The following is a 14,769-nucleotide window of genomic DNA, read 5'->3' on the forward strand; positions in this document are numbered from 1 at the left end:
CCAACTGCGCAGCTTCTGTCTGACTAATATTTAACTGACCAGCAATGGCTTCCAGTGCTGCTGGGTCGATAGTCTGCACAGACCCACTGTTATCCATACTGAGAGACTGGATAATTGCTTTGAGCGCTGGTGTATCGACCAACTGCGCTACAGGGCTACTTTCAGTAAACGAAGCCATGAGTGCGAGACGGCCAGCAATCTCGTCAAGAGGTGTCGAGAATTGCTGACTCTCTAAACCTAGCGGGTTCGCGCTGATGTCTGAGTTCGGCAGCTGTAGCTGGGCGAGAAGTTGAGAAAAGCCGCTCTCACTGACATCCAGCCCCAGGGCTTCAAGTGCCGTGCTCAAACTTTCAGCGTCGACTTCTAATGTATCGGAAACTAGATTGTCGAGTGCATCGAGCTGTTTTTGCTGTAAGGGCGCCTGAGAAGCGCTAACGTCACCAAGCCCAGATGACGACGAGTTTCGCTGAGTACCAGACGCTTGTAACAGCGCCTGTTGGAATAAGCCGTTGGCTGGGTCTTGACGGTTAAAAGCACCTGGAGACTGTGTCTGAGGTGAACTTTGACTGACCGAAAGCAACTGGTGAATGTTCATATTCAGTTCCCTGGCACCGCTAATGCGGAGTGTCGTTATGTTGACGAGCCGCACGGCTTGTCACCAGATCATCATTCGTTTTTTGTTCCTGACGCTCACTGCGGCGGTGCTCTTCTAATAGTCGACGCGACGCCAGTGTATCGTAGGAAGAGAGCTTTCGCTGCTCTTGTTGCCAGTTCTTTTTACTCTGCTCAACACTTGCCTGTTGGGAAGCTAAGGCTTGTCGAGCGCGGCTTAGTGCCGCATCCAAAGAAGCCAGGAACTGTTGATAGTTGTACATGGTGGCAGGGTCAATGCCTTCACGCATCGCTTTTTGCAAGCGCTCGGCGTACTCCGCCCGATAGCTCAGCAGCGACTGTAGCTGAGCGGTCGTTTGCTGTTCTGTTTGTCGCTCCTGAGCCAGTATCTTGCCCGCTTGATCGCGTGCGCCTCTGGCCAAGTCAGTCAACATTTCAAGCTGTGAAGTGCTCATACGCGCCCTCCTACCAGTGCGTGCAGCGCTTGGCGAGCATCCGCAAGCGTTGCACACTCATCAATATTTTGTTGAAGGAAGCTTTCTAACGATGGAAAGCGTTTCACTGCCTCGTCGAGTTGGGGATCATGACCAGGACTGTAGGCCCCCACGCTGATAAGATCTCGATTACGCTGGTAGCGCGAGAACAGTTGTTTGAACACTCGTGCTTCCTGAAGCTGCTCGGCTGAGGCAATAGCGGTCATGGCACGGCTAATTGAAGCTTCAATATCGATGGCCGGATAGTGACCTGCTTCCGCTAATGTTCTCGACAGTACTATGTGCCCATCTAGAATGGCGCGAGCAGAATCAGCAATAGGATCCTGTTGGTCGTCGCCCTCCGTTAGCACGGTATAAAACGCTGTAATCGAGCCGCCGCCACGTTCAGCATTGCCTGCTCGCTCCACTAACCCCGGTAGCTTGGCAAAAACCGATGGTGGATAACCTTTAGTAGCGGGTGGCTCACCAATCGCCAAAGCAATTTCCCGCTGGGCCATGGCATAGCGTGTTAGCGAATCCATGATCAGCAGAACATCGCGACCTTCGTCACGGAAGCCTTCTGCCAGGCGTGTCGCATAAGCGGCGCCCTGCAGGCGCTGCAGCGGTGATGTGTCAGCGGGAGCGGCGACGACAACAGCACGCCGACGTCCCTCAGGGCCCAAAATGTTATCGATGAAGTCTTGTACTTCACGGCCCCGCTCACCAATCAAGCCCACCACGATCACATCGGCCTTGGTGTAGCGTGCCATCATGCCTAGCAGTACTGACTTACCCACACCTGAGCCTGCAAAGAGCCCCATACGCTGACCTCGACCGACGCAAAGCAGAGCATTAATAGCGCGAATGCCGACGTCAATTTGCGCATCAATGGGGGCGCGCGAAAGCGGGTTGAGCGGCGGAGAGCTGAGTGTTGCTCGGGGTGTTTCATCTATATTCTCCCGATCATCCAGCGGGTTGCCGTTACCATCCAGTACTCGCCCAAGCAGGCTATCGCCCATCGGGAAGCGACGGGCACTGTTGTTGCCGCTTTCATCAAGAGGTGCAACGCGAGCCCCAGGCATTAATCCTACAACCTCTTCGAGAGGCATCAGGAATAGCTTGTCACCAGAAAAGCCGACGACCTCTGCCTCTGCATGCCTATCGCTGTCTGTCAGCCGGCCATCGCTGCCAGGCAATTCAATCCGGCAGGCGCTGCCCACCGCCACACGCAGCCCTACCACCTCAATCACCATCCCCGTCGCGCGAATCACGCGGCCACTATTGCGGTAGCGAGGCAGATGGCTGACACGCTGCTGTGTGCGTCGCAATGCCTTATTCCAGCGATGTTGATGGGGACAGGTGGTATCTGCCATAGCGTATCCGCCTAGGATGAAGGAATGTTAGAAGAGGGAGGCGAATTGAGGCCGCGTTTGCGCGATTGGGCTTGGATAGCAAGCCAACGGCTTTCGAAGGTCGCGTCAATTTCACCCTGGGCACTGGTGACCCGACAGCCGCCACGGGCAAGCTGGTCATCGGGCTGCAGCTTCCAATTGGCAGCCCTGAGTTCATTGCCTAGGTGCTCCTCTACTAGCGCGTGATCATCGGGGTTGAGCCAAAGCCTCTGCTGGCCTACCAGAGGGGGTTCGGTGTGCAGTAGCTCGCGGACAATGGTCAAAATTTGCTCAGGTGTATCCCGTAAGGCATCGCTTGCAAGCTGTTTGCCGGTGGCGAGTGCTAACTCGACCAGGTCGTAGGCGATCGTGTCATCAAGACGTTCAAGGGCGTCCGCAAACTGCTTGCCCAGCGTTTCCAACGGTGCAACGGTTTTGCGAATCTGTGCTTCCAACTCCGTTTTTGCCTGTTCGGCAGCTTCCTCTAAACCCTTTTCAAGTCCCTCTTTGTGGCCCTGTTCAAAGCCAGCGTCATACCCCTCTTTTTGTGCTTGCTGGCGAATACGCTCGTGAAGCGCCTGGCGTTCACTCTCTTCACGCTGGCGTGCCAGCTCGGCCGCTTTCTGTGCCGCCTGTACTTTGCGCTGGTGAGCTGTTGGCACTTCGCCGTCAGGGGTATGGCTGCTCTTTGTGGTTGCCAGCTCATCCATTTGCCAGCGGCGCCAATCCCCATGGCGATCGAATTTAGGCGAGTGAGTATTAGACATACTCGTCGTCTCCGCCAGCCAGAACGATTTCCCCTGAATCGGCTAAACGCCGCACGACCTGCAAGATCGTTTTCTGCTCGGTTTCAACTTGAGAGACGCGGATGGGGCCGCGGGCTTCCATATCTTCGCGCACTAAATCGGCGGCGCGCTGTGACATGTTGCGCAGGAATTTGTCGACCAAAGCGTCCTGAGCCCCTTTGAGTGCCACGACCAGTGAGTTGGTATCGACTTCCTGCAGCACCATTTGAATAGCGCGGTTGTCGAGATCCAGCAGGTTCTCGAACAGGAACATTTCGTCGATAATCTTCTGAGCCAGATCTTCGCTGTGCGCACGCACGGTTTCGATAGCAGTCTCCTCCTGAGAGGAGTTCATCAAGTTGAGGATCTCTGCAGCCGTTCTTACGCCGCCCATTTTGCTGCGCTTGAGGTTCTGGCCATCCAGCATGCTGGTGAGTACTTCGGTCAGTTCTTGTAACGCTGCAGGCTGAACGCCGCTAAAGGTGGCGATACGTAGTACCACGTCATTACGCAATTTCTCTTCAAACAGCTCCAGAATATCTGAGGCTTGATGACGATCCAGGTGAACCAGGATTGTCGCAATAATCTGCGGATGCTCGTCGCGGATTAGCTCGGAGACCATGGACGCTTCCATGAGGTTGAGTGCGTCGATACCCGAGTTGCTGCCTGTGGTCTCCAGAATATCTTCAATTAAGCTGGTTGCGCGCTCGCTACCCAGTGCTTTGGTCAGCACCGAGCGGATGTGATCGCTGGAGTTGAGGTTCAGCGCAACAAACTCTTCGGTCTCTTTATGGAAAGCTTCCAGCACCGCTTTCATTTCTTCGTGTGAGACCTGATTGAGCTTGGCCATCTCCATGCTAATTTCTTGCACCTCAGCAGCGCCGAGATACTTAAACACCTCGGCGGCGCTGTCTTCATCGAGTGCCAGTAACAACACAGCGCTCTTGCGGGCTCCGCTCATTTCAGCAATTGAACTACTCATTGGCATTCATCCAGCTACGAATGATCATCGCGACCATGCGGGGATCTTCCTGCGCCATTTCACGCAGGTCGTTGAGGTTATGCTCGTAGAGTGAGGTTTTGCGCCGACGCTTGGGCTTGGCGTAGGTCTCATCAGTCTCGTCTGACGACTCTAAGTCTTCGTCGTCGTCTTCCTCGCCTACGCTAGCAGACAGCGTACCCCCAGGCGTTGCGGTCGCCATCACCGGTGGCTGGGTATAACGCTTGATTAAAGGGCGCAAAATCAGCAGGTAAAGCAATAAAATCGCTAGCGCAACCAGTAGGTAGCGACCCACCTTGCCAGCAAGAGAAAGCACGCTGGGGTCTTTCCACCAATCGACCTCTACGCTCTCCTCAGCACTGCGCGCAAAGGGAGAGTTGACGACTTCAACTTCATCGCCGCGCACGGTCGAGAAGCCCATTGCTTGACGAACCAGACGCTCAATTTGAGCCACTTCGTTGTCTGTTAGGGCAACCTCCACGGGTTCGCCCTCATCGTTCATCTCTGTGCGATAGTTCACGACGACCGCCGCAGAGAGTCGCTCTATTTGGCCGAGCCGGTGCTGGACGTGCTCAATACTGCGATCAACTTCGTAGTTGATAACGTCGTCTTGACGTAAGTTGCGCAACGCTTCTGGGGGGGCATCTTCCTGTTGATCGCCTTCTTGTTCGCCTTCCTGTTGGTTGATAGGGGAGGGCATGGCGCCCGGCGGTGTATTGCTGAGTGCGCCTGGGATGCCTGTGGAGAGTGGGTCTTCACCATCAAAAGCAAGGCTTAGCTGGCGGCTACGTACGGCTGCTTCATTAGGCGGTTGATTTGGCCCGTAACGCTCAGAGGTTTGCTCGCGCCGCGAGAAATCTATTTGCGCTGCAACCTGGGCGCGCACGTTATCGCGCCCCAGAATGGGCGTTAAAATATGCTCGATACGCTGCTGGTAAGAGCGCTCAACCTCGGTAATATACTCAAGCTGTGATCCATCCAGGTCGTTCCCATTACTTGTCTCGGCAGACAGCAGTCGGCCATCCTGATTCACCACGGTGACATCTTCCGCGGCAAGCTCTGGCACGCTACCTGAGACCATGTGGACGATGGCGCTGACTTGGCCTTCACCCAAAACGCGGCCAGGTAAAAGGGTCAGAACAACGGAGGCTTTCGCTGGCTCTCGATCACGGATAAACACCGATGGTTTAGCCATGGAGAGATGAACTCTCACGCCTTCTACCGGCCCTAGAGATTCAATTGAACGGGCCAGCTCGCCTTCCAAGCCCCGCTGATAGTTAATCTGCTCAGCAAATTGACTAATCCCAAACGCCTGGCTATCCATTAACTCCAGACCAAGATTGCCGCCGCGTGGAAGACCCTGCTCTGCAAGCTGTAGGCGTAGCGTATGAACCTGGTCGCTGGGCACCATTAACGCCTGGCCACCTTCACTGAACCGGTAAGGAATACCACGCGTGTCGAGTTCATTGATGATGCTGCCACCATCAGCTTCGCTCAGGTTGCTGTAAAGCACGCGGTACTCAGGGCTGCTGGCCCACATAAAGAGAGCCGCCACAATAGCAATTGAGGCGGCACCAGCAATAAGCAGTGCGACGAGTGGATTGCCACGCAACTGACTCAACGTTCGCTCAAAAGCCGAGCCGCTGGCGGTATCGCGTTCGCTATTTCCACTACCTGTGCTTCCACTGCGGGGAGCGGCTTGATTCTTACTGTTTTGACGGCCTGCCGTTGCACCAGTTTCGCTCATGCGTCCCTCCAACAAAGGGGCAAGCAAAACTGGCGTCGGCCCAGGCGCATCACCAAAGAAGGCATAGGCTATATCCGTCAATCGCGGTTATCCGCCTAAAAGATGAGGCGGAATTGTGATGACGGCCATTATCCGGTGGCTAGTCGAGCCTAAAGGAAAGATAAGATCCGCTTTTTATGCGCATTTGTCCGTATGAGGTGGGTTGCTTTGGTGTTAGGCTTTTTGCATTAGATCTTTTTTGCGAATTGAGGTGAGCGTATGAGTACTCCCGCAATACAGGCTGCGCTACAACAGATGCAAGGCATGGCGACCCAGGCGGCATCCACGCAGCCTCTTAGTGGTGCTCAGGCGTCAGCCGCTGTTGGTCAAGGAGGATTTGGCGGCGAGCTGCAGGCCTCGATCCAGCGTATTAACCGGCTTCAGCAAACGGCGAATAGTCAGGCGATGGCCTTTCAGGCAGGTGATCCCAATTTGCAGCTCAATGACGTAATGGTCGATATGCAGAAGGCTAGCGTTGCTTTTCAAATGGGACTTCAGGTTCGCAACCGCTTGGTTTCTGCATATCGTGATGTTATGAACATGCAGGTCTAGACTTTTCGGACTCAAGCCTCGATGGAAATGATTCGCCCGTTCATTTCTTCTAATCGCTCGGCAATGTCGAGTACTTCTTCTGCTGGTATCTGGCGTATGACCTCCCCAGACTCTCTGTCTATAACGCGCGTAATCACGCGTGAGGTTTCTTCGCTTAATTCGAACTCTAAACCATGTGGACGCATTATCTCGTTAATGCGCTGAATGGGTTGAACGAGTTCGTCAGCAGAGGTTTCCCGCTTGATGGTTTCTGTGCTTTTAAGCTGAGTGTTCGTTGGGGCTAGCTGAGCCAGTGTGTTTTCTAGCCGCTGACGTGGGTTTAAATGACTTAGGGCCGATGGCAGCGTTGGTATTGCTTCGGTGGGTAGTGAGCTCATGGGGCACGTTCCTTTTTAAAGTCAGCTTTGGCAGCCAGTTAGTGGTGCAATAGCGTGAAACGGCAGCCATAGCCCGGTTTTTTTACTGATTAATAAGCGTTTCTACACTGCTATCGGCAGAAGGCAGAAAAACTTTACACTTTCCAGCATGACGTTGTGTTTACTTGTTATTAATAGCAAAGACTATATAACCTCCTGTGCCTGCTTGCTATAGCCTACTTAATAAGTATGGGAGTGGTGCCTTTTTGTGCATACGCCGCGCTGTTGGCATCTGATATGCTTCTCCGCTTTGCGGTGAATTGATTAACGCATAAGAGTAAGTGAGGCGAGAATGGTGGCGCAGCAGGATGAGTTTGAAACAATAGCAAGCACAATAGTGATCGAGTCTCTGCTGAATACCTTGATAGAGACGGGCGGTGTGTCACTCTGCCTTGCCGCAACGGGGGCTCGCCCGGAACCTATTGTGTTGATGGAGCAGCACCTGGGGCAAGCCCTGGTGATGGATCTCTCCTCAATTGATTATTTGCTTCACCACCTTCAGGGCGGGGCTGCTTTTTATTTACGCGGGCAGGCGCAGGGTAAAGTGATCCAGACGCCGCTGCTGCACCTGACAGAAACGCGCCAGGCGGGAGGGCGCTTTTTGTGTTGCAGTGATTATCCTGCATCGTTGGAAGTGTTGCAGCGTCGTGAGTCCTTTCGCGCTGAGCTGCGCATGGGGATGGTGGTGTCGGCAGGTTTATATGGTGGTGGTGATGCTGAGATAGAAGGTGAGCTGCGGGATTTATCCCAAGACGGCTGCCAGCTTGAGTTGCCATTGGCGGCCAGCGGCCTGTTGGCCGAGGCCGCTAATCCCCTGAAGTTGGCGTTTACCTTCCCCGATGGGACGTATTTTGAAGTGCTTGGAGAAGCTCGCCACCAAAAGACGGATGCTGAGCGACACTTGCTCCGTGTCGGTTTCAACTTCGTTGAGTGTAGCGCGGAGCAAGAGCGGCAAATTTGGTATTTCGTATGTGAAATAGAGCGCGAGGCCGCTCGCTATAAAAAAGAGCAGCAGAGCGAGCGTCAGCCCTCTCCACTGTTCGCCCTGCCAAGCAAGCGATCAGGTGCTGGAGAGCTGCTTGGGCGCCGTGACGTCCAGCGCTACGCTACCCCTATGGCGCGCCGGCTGGTAAAAGTCGCTGCCTACTTGGATGCGCAATTACTGGCATTGCAGCAAGGTAGTGATATCGATGGGCGCCAACTCTCTCGCTATGCTGATCGCATATTGGATCTTCACGAAGAGGATCGCGAAGCGCTGCTATTCGCATCACGCTGTTTATCTCCAGAGCCTTTAATAGTGCGCCACGGTATTGCCGTGGCCATTCATTTGCTCGATTTTGTGGGTGCCAGCATGCCCCGCGAGCTGCGCAAGGCGATAGTGGCTAGCGGTCTTATACATGATCTTGGCAAAGCGCTGGTTCCTCAGGTTTTGTTTAAAGCGCCGCACTTTGAAGCGAGTCATCGAAAAGCGATCAGTGAGCATGTTCAATTGCTGCTTGATCGGTTGCATGGCTGTCAGTGGCTATCGGCAGGCGTGGCTCAGGCGGTGATTGGCGGGATTAATGAGCGCATGGATGGTAGCGGGTATCCCGGTGGGTTGAGTGGGGCTGACCTCAGTGAGTTGGCTAAAGCGAGTGCTGTTGTCGACGTCGTAGAGGCAATGCGTCGCGACCGTACAGATCGGTCTGCTAAAACAGCGCAGCAAATTTATCGCCATTTATTGCAGCACCCACACCACTTCGATATGCGCTGGATTAAGCGCTACATCGATCATTTTAAAGGGCTGCCCGTGGGCTCGTTGGCGCGTTTTTCCAGTCAACAGCAGGGTTGGATATTGCGCATTGATGCTAAGGGCAACCCCACAGAGGTACTGCTCGCGCCACAGGTTGAGCCGCCCATGCGTGACAATGTGGGGGCGGTTGTGCGCAATAATATTACTGAGCGACTTGGTCGAACGGTAGGTGAGATCGCCGTGTCTACCTGAGGGAGGTAGCGCGGTGTTGGTGGGCGTTAAGCGTTGGTAGTTGTCATAACAACGCTGAAAAAAAGCGTTATGAGTCATTAAAGTCACCCAGATCCGCGCCGATAGTTACTCATAGTGCAGTACGTAGTCTATTTTTGTCTTTTACTATCCGTGGTTTCCCATTATCTAAAGTGGGCATAAAACCACGCACAGGAGTTCCGCTTATGACTTACTCTCGCGGTGGCGCCGCCTATGGGCGGGGAGCTAACGCTTATGCGCGTGTCGGCGTAGAAAGCGGAGTGATGTCGGCAGACCCACATCAGCTTATCGTTATGTTGTTTGACGGTGCCCAGGCTGCTATTCGTGCTGCGCGTATTCATATTCAGGCGGGCAATACCGTCGAAAAAGGGAAGTCGATCTCGAAAGCGCTGGATATCGTTAATAACGGTCTTGCCGCCGCCCTTGATCAAGAGAAAGGTGGCGAAATTGCCGAGCGCTTAGCCTCCCTTTATGACTATATCGCTCGCCTGCTGTTGGCGGCGAATCTGCGTAATGATGAAGAGAGCTTAAACCAGGCCGAGCGCCTTCTCGAAGATATCGCTTCAGCCTGGCGTGATATCGGTCAACAGCAGAGCGCGTGAGGCAATAATGTCAGCATCTACACCTGCTCATGATAAAAATGCTCAACAGACGTTGCTCGCTAGCTATGAAACGCTATTGAGCCGCGTTGAATATATGCATGAACTTGCGAATGCCGAGCAGTGGGCAGAGCTGATCGATCAGCGTACAAGCTATGTGGTGCTAGTGGAGCAGCTGCGTGAGCTGGATACTAACGTTGCGCTTGATGCGGCTGCCCAGCAGCGGAAAGTAGAGCTACTTGAGCGTATTCTTGAGCATGATGTGGAGATTCGGCGTCGCTTGGTGTCTCGTCGTGATGAGTTGGGCAAGCTAATTGAAGTTTCTCAGCGTCAGCGAGACTTGCACCGTGCTTATGCACCCCAGCAAGGCACTGCGGTAGCCTACGAGGCGGATGATCCTGACGCTACGAGGTCATCGTGAGCGGTATCACTCCCCTTATTGATACGCTCTTGCACCAGGTGCTGGGCCGGCAAGGGGAGTTGTCGTTGCAGCGGGCGCTGGATCAGCCCGTAAAGCCTGTTCACCCAGGCCAGGGGCCGCGGGCAGTGATGGGCGATGCGAATTTGGATGGGCGAGCGTCACCGTTAAGCGATTTAAAACGGTTGCCACTTCCCGCCGATGGGGGGCGAGCACTACCCCGTGGGGAAGCGCCGTCCTCTCCGCCGGGGTCTACGCAGACACATTTTAGCCCTGCTGCGAGGACGATCGCTGATGTTTTGCTGCGTTTCCCTGCGCCTCCTTCAGTGATGCGAGCAGAAGCGCCTCTTATTACCAGTCAGGAAACTCCAACGGCGAGTACATTAGCAACGCGCTTAGAGGCCAGTATTCGCGATAGTGGTCTGTTTTATGAGTCGCACCTAAAGCGCTGGTTTCAGGGGGAAGGAACCCGCCAGCAGCTAATGAACCAACCGCAGATGCAGCCTGGCCCTCGTTCACTTGCTTCGCTTTTGCCGACAAGCTTGAGTGGGGTTCTCACTGCGCCGGCGTCTTCCACTGCGGCGCCTCCAGCTTCTGCACCTCCATCTACAGCACCCTCGGCTGCTGTGTCTACAACTGCCCCATCTGCTGGCTCCACAGCAGCGTTGGCTTCAGCGCCGCTGGCGCCGTTGGCAGCTACGCCAGTGGTGCAGGGTGGGATGACGATTTTGCCTAATGTGCCGCTAATACCTGTAGCCCATGAGCAGGGATTAGCAGCTCGCTTGCCGGGAGGGGGGGGGCTTTCTGTAGCAACTGGTTCGACGGCTGCGTCGGCTACTACGACTCAGGCTCCCGCTGTGGCTTCGCAGGTGTCGCCTAGCCCCGCCCAGGCTGGTTCTGTTGCAACGCCTGCCGAGGTGCGCGACGGGCATCAGGCTAGGGTAGAGATAAGCCAGGCTCGGGAGGCCGCAGAGTTGATGGCCCATCGCCCAGCTCGCGAGGTCGTCCACGAAAGCTTGCAGAGTCTCGTACGCCAGCAGCTTGAAATGCTGGTGATGCCGACGATTCGCTGGGAAGGCGATGTCTGGGCAGGCATTTTTATGGCCTTGGTCATCAATCTGCCTGCCCGCGAGGAGGGGGCGGAGGGCAAGCCGCAAGAGGGCGAGCCGGATGGAGGGTGGCGCTCTGATATGCAGCTAGAGGTTCCCAACTTGGGAGCTTTCAATGCATCCCTTTGGCTCTATCGACATGTGCTGAGTATCGATTTCACCACTGACAGCACAGAGGTTTATCAGCGTATCGATGCCGGGTTGCCCGCACTTGAGAAGCGGCTAAGCGCCTTGGATTTGCAAAAAGTGCAGCTTCGCGCACGTTATATCGAAGCAGAGGCTGCCTATGACAACGCCGGGTGAACGCCGCCGCCAAGCTGTTGCCTTGGCCTATCAGGAGAATGATCGTGCGCCTCGGGTGGTGGCGAAAGGCTATGGGGACTTGGCAGAGCGTATTATGGCAGAAGCACATCGCCAGGGGATCTATGTGCATGATGCCCCCGAGCTGGTAGCGCTTTTAATGCAACTGGATTTGGACGCAGAAATTCCCCCAGGCCTTTATCAAATCGTCGCAGAACTCCTGGTATGGGTGTTCGAGTTATCAGAAGAGGGGCTAAGTCATCGTGAAATGCCTGAGTAGCCAATTACAGACATTGTGTGTAACCATGAGGTTCGGTAATAAAAAGTCATTAACGGCGCCAGTATAATGGTCACAACATCGCGCCTGAGTCGTTCAATGGGACATCATGAGTCAAACCAACTTTCTCGATGAAATTCAGGAAATTAATTTAGCTTATTTGCTTCTGGCGCAGCGCTTGCTTGATGAAGATCGTGAGGCTGCTATGTTTCGATTAAAAATAGATAGCGATGTCGCTGATCTGATTGTGTCGCTGAGCGCGCGCCAACTGACCAAGCTGGCGCGAACCAGTCAGCTGCTGTGCCGGTTTAGTCAAATGAGTGCCGAGCGGCTTCGCCAGCTTACTGATAATCCACGCGACCAGGGCCTGGCTGGCTTACATGCCTCGTTGTTATTGGCTGGAGAAACATTTGAGCCAATGCCTTCGGAGGAGACAAAATGAGCCAGAAAAGCTTGATCGATGAAATGCACCAAGTGCAGTTGGCAATCGAATTGATTGAGCTGGGGGCACGGTTGCAAGTGCTGGAAACAGAAACAGAATTGAGCCGTACGCGTTTGATCAAGCTGTATAAGGAAGTGCGGGGTATGTCTCCTCCCAAGGGGATGCTGCCTTTTTCCACTGACTGGTTTATTACCTGGCTTCCCAATGTTCATTCGTCCTTATTTTACAATATTTATTTAAGCCTCAAGGACGCGGCAGGTTGCGATCGAATCGATGCCTTCGTCAAAGCGTATCGGCTCTATGACGAACAAATGTCGTTGGAAAAGGTAGAGCCGGTACTTGGGCTGACCCGAGCTTGGACGTTAATACGTTTTTTCGAGAGTGATTTACTCCAGCTGAATCTATGCACACGCTGTGGCGGGCGGTTTGTGGCGCATGCCCACAGCCCTGCTCAGCATTACGTCTGCGGCATATGTCAGCCACCTTCACGGGCGGGAAAAACACGCAAAGCACAGCAAGAGAATAGTGAAAAAATGTAACAACCTCATCGACCTCGCCACCAATAGCAAAAATTAGGGTATAAGACGTAGTGATGAGTGCTTGGTCGTAAAGTATGAGCGTATCGGCGTAGATAGCTACAAAAGTTAGCGATACTTTTTAATTAGACAATAGCTTAGCCCTAGTATGATCGGGTGTAAGTGATGCTTGGGATGGAACAACGCTTAAACATCAGAACAGGTGGCTAAGTTTTGGTTCCCTTACATTAATACTGAATACCGCAAGGACTCTGCTTGTGCTGATACCTCTAGGCTATGTAATCGTATTGCTGTCCGTCTTTGGTGGCTATGTGCTGGCAGGTGGCAGCTTAGGCCCCCTGTACCAACCCCTTGAACTCCTTATCATTGGCGGGGCTGGTGTTGGTGCATTCATCGCAGCGAACAATGGCAAGGCGATTAAAGCCACATTTAAAATTCTGCCCCGGCTCAAGCGCGCAAAAAAATATAACAAAACACTTTATATGGAGCTAATGGCTCTGCAGTTCAAATTATTATCCAAGATTCGTCGTGAGGGGATGTTAGGCATTGAGCGGGATATTGATAATCCGCAAGAGAGCCCTCTATTTCAGGAGCACCCTACAGTACTGGCTGATCCTCATATCATGAATTTCCTAACGGATTACCTGCGCTTAATGGTTAGTGGTGGTATGGAGCCCATGGAAATCGATGAGCTGATGCTGCATGAGATTGAAGTCTTTGAGCAGGAGGCCCATGTGCCCATTGACGCGATTGCCAAAGTGGGCGATGCAATGCCGGCTTTCGGCATTGTGGCGGCGGTGATGGGGGTTGTTAAAACACTTACCTATGCCGACGCCTCACCGAGCCAGATGGGCGAGATGATTGCTCATGCGCTGGTAGGCACCTTCCTGGGTATTTTGTTGGGCTATGGTTTTGTCAGCCCCCTTGCAAGCTACATTGACCGGCAGGCTAAAGAAGCTGAAAAAATGCTCCAGTGTATTCGTATCACGCTGCTGGCCAGTTTGCATGGTTACGCGCCGCAGTTGGCGGTTGAGTTTGGCCGCAAGGCACTATTTACTGCCGAGCGCCCAAGCTTTATCGAGCTTGAAGAGTACGTGAGGGATGCAAAAAAGGCCGGTAGCGCATGAGTAAGGGTGGTGACAAGCGTCCGATCGTCATTCGGCGCAAAAAAGTCGTTCATGCCCACCACGGTGGCGCTTGGAAAATAGCCCTAGCGGATTTTATGACCGCTCTCATGGCTTTCTTTTTAGTGTTGTGGATTTTAAGTATCGCCAGTGAAGAAGAGCGGCGGGGTGTAGCGGAGTACTTTAGCACCCCCCTCGTCAATGCCGTCACCGGTGGGGATCGCTCTGGTAGTACCAGTGCAATTCCTGGCGGCGGGCCGGATCCGACCCATAGCGATGGGGAGCGGGCACGCATTGATAGCGCTCAGCGCACTCGCCCAAGCATGCAGGAGCGCAACTTCTTCAGGAATTTGCAACAGCGTATCGAGCGAGCTATTGAGCGAGATCCAGAGCTGCGCCAGTTGCGCAATCAAATGCGTTTTGATTTAACCCGCGAAGGGCTACGTATACAGCTGCTGGATACTGATCAGCGCCCCATGTTTGAGTTAGGTAGCGATCAGGTCGCCCCTTATATGCGCAGCCTGTTACGCACTATTGCGCCGCTGTTAAACGAGCTTCCCAATGAGCTAAGTATCAGTGGCCATACCGATAGCGTTCCCTATGCGGGTGGCTATCGCGGCTACAGTAACTGGGAGCTTTCCAATGACCGCGCTAACGCATCGCGCCGTGAGCTTATTGCGGGTGGCTTTGATCCAGATCAATTACTGCGTGTATCGGGCTTTGCGGATCGCGCGTTGTTGCCCGAGACTGAGCCAACCGACCCGATTAACCGACGCATAGAGCTGGTGGTGCTCTTCCCTGAGATTGCTGAGGCGATTCGCAATCCCTCGGTAATGGAACCCGGAACTGCATCGCCGGAGGCTTCAATCGAAGCGTTAGAAGCTGCAACCGAAGTGCCAATTGAATCAACACAACAAGACGAGCCTCAGGCGCAAGCGCAAGAGTAA

General features: G+C 53.9%; 17 protein-coding genes. 10 read left to right on the forward strand and 7 right to left on the reverse strand.

The genetic code is table 11. The features are described from left to right. From JI62_RS20755 to fliF, 6 genes are all read right to left on the reverse strand, one after another. Window positions 1-595: hypothetical protein (locus JI62_RS20755; RefSeq protein ID WP_141101345.1), on the reverse strand; the 595-nt coding region annotated here is incomplete at its 3' end. 19 nt (window positions 596-614) lie between these two features. Further along, the gene (gene fliJ / locus JI62_RS20760; RefSeq protein ID WP_088702001.1) at window positions 615-1,067 is read right to left on the reverse strand and encodes a flagellar export protein FliJ; all 453 of its coding nucleotides are present in this window, start codon (window positions 1,065-1,067) and stop codon (window positions 615-617) included. Continuing rightward, on the reverse strand, window positions 1,064-2,458 hold the full coding sequence (gene fliI, locus JI62_RS20765; RefSeq protein WP_088702002.1) for a flagellar protein export ATPase FliI: 1,395 nt from the start codon (window positions 2,456-2,458) through the stop codon (window positions 1,064-1,066). Before fliI ends, fliJ begins: the two co-directional genes overlap by 4 nt. A gap of 11 nt (window positions 2,459-2,469) precedes the next feature. Next, window positions 2,470-3,243 (reverse strand): flagellar assembly protein FliH, encoded by a 774-nt coding sequence (locus JI62_RS20770; protein WP_088702003.1) that lies wholly within the window; start codon window positions 3,241-3,243, stop codon window positions 2,470-2,472. After that, the gene (gene fliG / locus JI62_RS20775; RefSeq protein WP_088702004.1) at window positions 3,236-4,243 is read right to left on the reverse strand and encodes a flagellar motor switch protein FliG; all 1,008 of its coding nucleotides are present in this window, start codon (window positions 4,241-4,243) and stop codon (window positions 3,236-3,238) included. Before fliG ends, JI62_RS20770 begins: the two co-directional genes overlap by 8 nt. Next, on the reverse strand, window positions 4,236-6,008 hold the full coding sequence (gene fliF, locus JI62_RS20780) for a flagellar basal-body MS-ring/collar protein FliF (RefSeq protein ID WP_088702005.1): 1,773 nt from the start codon (window positions 6,006-6,008) through the stop codon (window positions 4,236-4,238). The genes fliG and fliF overlap by 8 nt, the downstream gene beginning before the upstream one ends. Before the next feature lie 258 nt (window positions 6,009-6,266). Between fliF and fliE the strand changes: the two genes are divergently transcribed. Continuing rightward, the gene (fliE, locus tag JI62_RS20785) at window positions 6,267-6,599 is read left to right on the forward strand and encodes a flagellar hook-basal body complex protein FliE (protein ID WP_022520939.1); all 333 of its coding nucleotides are present in this window, start codon (window positions 6,267-6,269) and stop codon (window positions 6,597-6,599) included. An 11-nt stretch (window positions 6,600-6,610) separates the two neighbouring features. On the opposite strand, the gene JI62_RS20790 is transcribed toward fliE, so the two are convergent. Continuing rightward, window positions 6,611-6,976, reverse strand: coding sequence for a flagellar protein FlaG (locus JI62_RS20790; RefSeq protein WP_088702006.1), 366 nt, complete (start codon window positions 6,974-6,976; stop codon window positions 6,611-6,613). 331 nt (window positions 6,977-7,307) lie between these two features. Here JI62_RS20790 and JI62_RS20795 point away from each other — a divergent pair, with 331 nt between their 5' ends. The 9 genes from JI62_RS20795 (at window position 7,308) to motB (ending at window position 14,769) form a co-directional block, all read left to right on the forward strand. Next, on the forward strand, window positions 7,308-8,999 hold the full coding sequence (locus tag JI62_RS20795) for an HD domain-containing phosphohydrolase (protein ID WP_088702007.1): 1,692 nt from the start codon (window positions 7,308-7,310) through the stop codon (window positions 8,997-8,999). 203 nt (window positions 9,000-9,202) lie between these two features. Beyond that, a complete protein-coding gene (gene fliS, locus JI62_RS20800) occupies window positions 9,203-9,619 on the forward strand; it encodes a flagellar export chaperone FliS (RefSeq protein WP_088702008.1) in 417 nt (138 codons plus the stop codon). Between the two features lie 7 nt (window positions 9,620-9,626). Beyond that, the gene (fliT, locus tag JI62_RS20805) at window positions 9,627-10,037 is read left to right on the forward strand and encodes a flagellar protein FliT (RefSeq protein ID WP_088702009.1); all 411 of its coding nucleotides are present in this window, start codon (window positions 9,627-9,629) and stop codon (window positions 10,035-10,037) included. Continuing rightward, entirely contained in the window at window positions 10,034-11,446 is a 1,413-nt protein-coding gene (locus JI62_RS20810) for a flagellar hook-length control protein FliK (protein ID WP_240513320.1), read from the forward strand. Before fliT ends, JI62_RS20810 begins: the two co-directional genes overlap by 4 nt. After that, window positions 11,430-11,723, forward strand: coding sequence for an EscU/YscU/HrcU family type III secretion system export apparatus switch protein (locus JI62_RS20815; RefSeq protein WP_088702010.1), 294 nt, complete (start codon window positions 11,430-11,432; stop codon window positions 11,721-11,723). Before JI62_RS20810 ends, JI62_RS20815 begins: the two co-directional genes overlap by 17 nt. A 106-nt stretch (window positions 11,724-11,829) precedes the next feature. After that, entirely contained in the window at window positions 11,830-12,162 is a 333-nt protein-coding gene (gene flhD / locus JI62_RS20820) for a flagellar transcriptional regulator FlhD (protein WP_088702011.1), read from the forward strand. Next, window positions 12,159-12,701 (forward strand): flagellar transcriptional regulator FlhC, encoded by a 543-nt coding sequence (gene flhC, locus JI62_RS20825; RefSeq protein ID WP_088702012.1) that lies wholly within the window; start codon window positions 12,159-12,161, stop codon window positions 12,699-12,701. Before flhD ends, flhC begins: the two co-directional genes overlap by 4 nt. Before the next feature lie 254 nt (window positions 12,702-12,955). Further along, window positions 12,956-13,825, forward strand: a complete 870-nt coding sequence (gene motA, locus JI62_RS20830) for a flagellar motor stator protein MotA (protein WP_088702013.1) — start codon at window positions 12,956-12,958, stop codon at window positions 13,823-13,825. Further along, the gene (gene motB / locus JI62_RS20835; protein ID WP_088702014.1) at window positions 13,822-14,769 is read left to right on the forward strand and encodes a flagellar motor protein MotB; all 948 of its coding nucleotides are present in this window, start codon (window positions 13,822-13,824) and stop codon (window positions 14,767-14,769) included. The genes motA and motB overlap by 4 nt, the downstream gene beginning before the upstream one ends.

This window comes from Halomonas campaniensis, from assembly GCF_002211105.1.
GTDB lineage: Bacteria > Pseudomonadota > Gammaproteobacteria > Pseudomonadales > Halomonadaceae > Vreelandella > Vreelandella campaniensis_A.

Excerpts from the sequence above, each read along its gene's own strand:
- flhC (WP_088702012.1), top strand. The coding sequence starts at position 12,159 with ATGAGCCAGAAAAGCTTGATCGATGAAATGCACCAAGTGCAGTTGGCA.
- fliF (WP_088702005.1), bottom strand. The coding sequence starts at position 6,008 with ATGAGCGAAACTGGTGCAACGGCAGGCCGTCAAAACAGTAAGAATCAA.
- JI62_RS20770 (WP_088702003.1), bottom strand. The coding sequence starts at position 3,243 with ATGTCTAATACTCACTCGCCTAAATTCGATCGCCATGGGGATTGGCGC.
- JI62_RS20795 (WP_088702007.1), top strand. The coding sequence starts at position 7,308 with ATGGTGGCGCAGCAGGATGAGTTTGAAACAATAGCAAGCACAATAGTG.
- fliE (WP_022520939.1), top strand. The coding sequence starts at position 6,267 with ATGAGTACTCCCGCAATACAGGCTGCGCTACAACAGATGCAAGGCATG.
- JI62_RS20790 (WP_088702006.1), bottom strand. The coding sequence starts at position 6,976 with ATGAGCTCACTACCCACCGAAGCAATACCAACGCTGCCATCGGCCCTA.
- fliS (WP_088702008.1), top strand. The coding sequence starts at position 9,203 with ATGACTTACTCTCGCGGTGGCGCCGCCTATGGGCGGGGAGCTAACGCT.
- JI62_RS20815 (WP_088702010.1), top strand. The coding sequence starts at position 11,430 with ATGACAACGCCGGGTGAACGCCGCCGCCAAGCTGTTGCCTTGGCCTAT.
- fliJ (WP_088702001.1), bottom strand. The coding sequence starts at position 1,067 with ATGAGCACTTCACAGCTTGAAATGTTGACTGACTTGGCCAGAGGCGCA.
- motB (WP_088702014.1), top strand. The coding sequence starts at position 13,822 with ATGAGTAAGGGTGGTGACAAGCGTCCGATCGTCATTCGGCGCAAAAAA.
- flhD (WP_088702011.1), top strand. The coding sequence starts at position 11,830 with ATGAGTCAAACCAACTTTCTCGATGAAATTCAGGAAATTAATTTAGCT.
- fliI (WP_088702002.1), bottom strand. The coding sequence starts at position 2,458 with ATGGCAGATACCACCTGTCCCCATCAACATCGCTGGAATAAGGCATTG.
- fliT (WP_088702009.1), top strand. The coding sequence starts at position 9,627 with ATGTCAGCATCTACACCTGCTCATGATAAAAATGCTCAACAGACGTTG.
- fliG (WP_088702004.1), bottom strand. The coding sequence starts at position 4,243 with ATGAGTAGTTCAATTGCTGAAATGAGCGGAGCCCGCAAGAGCGCTGTG.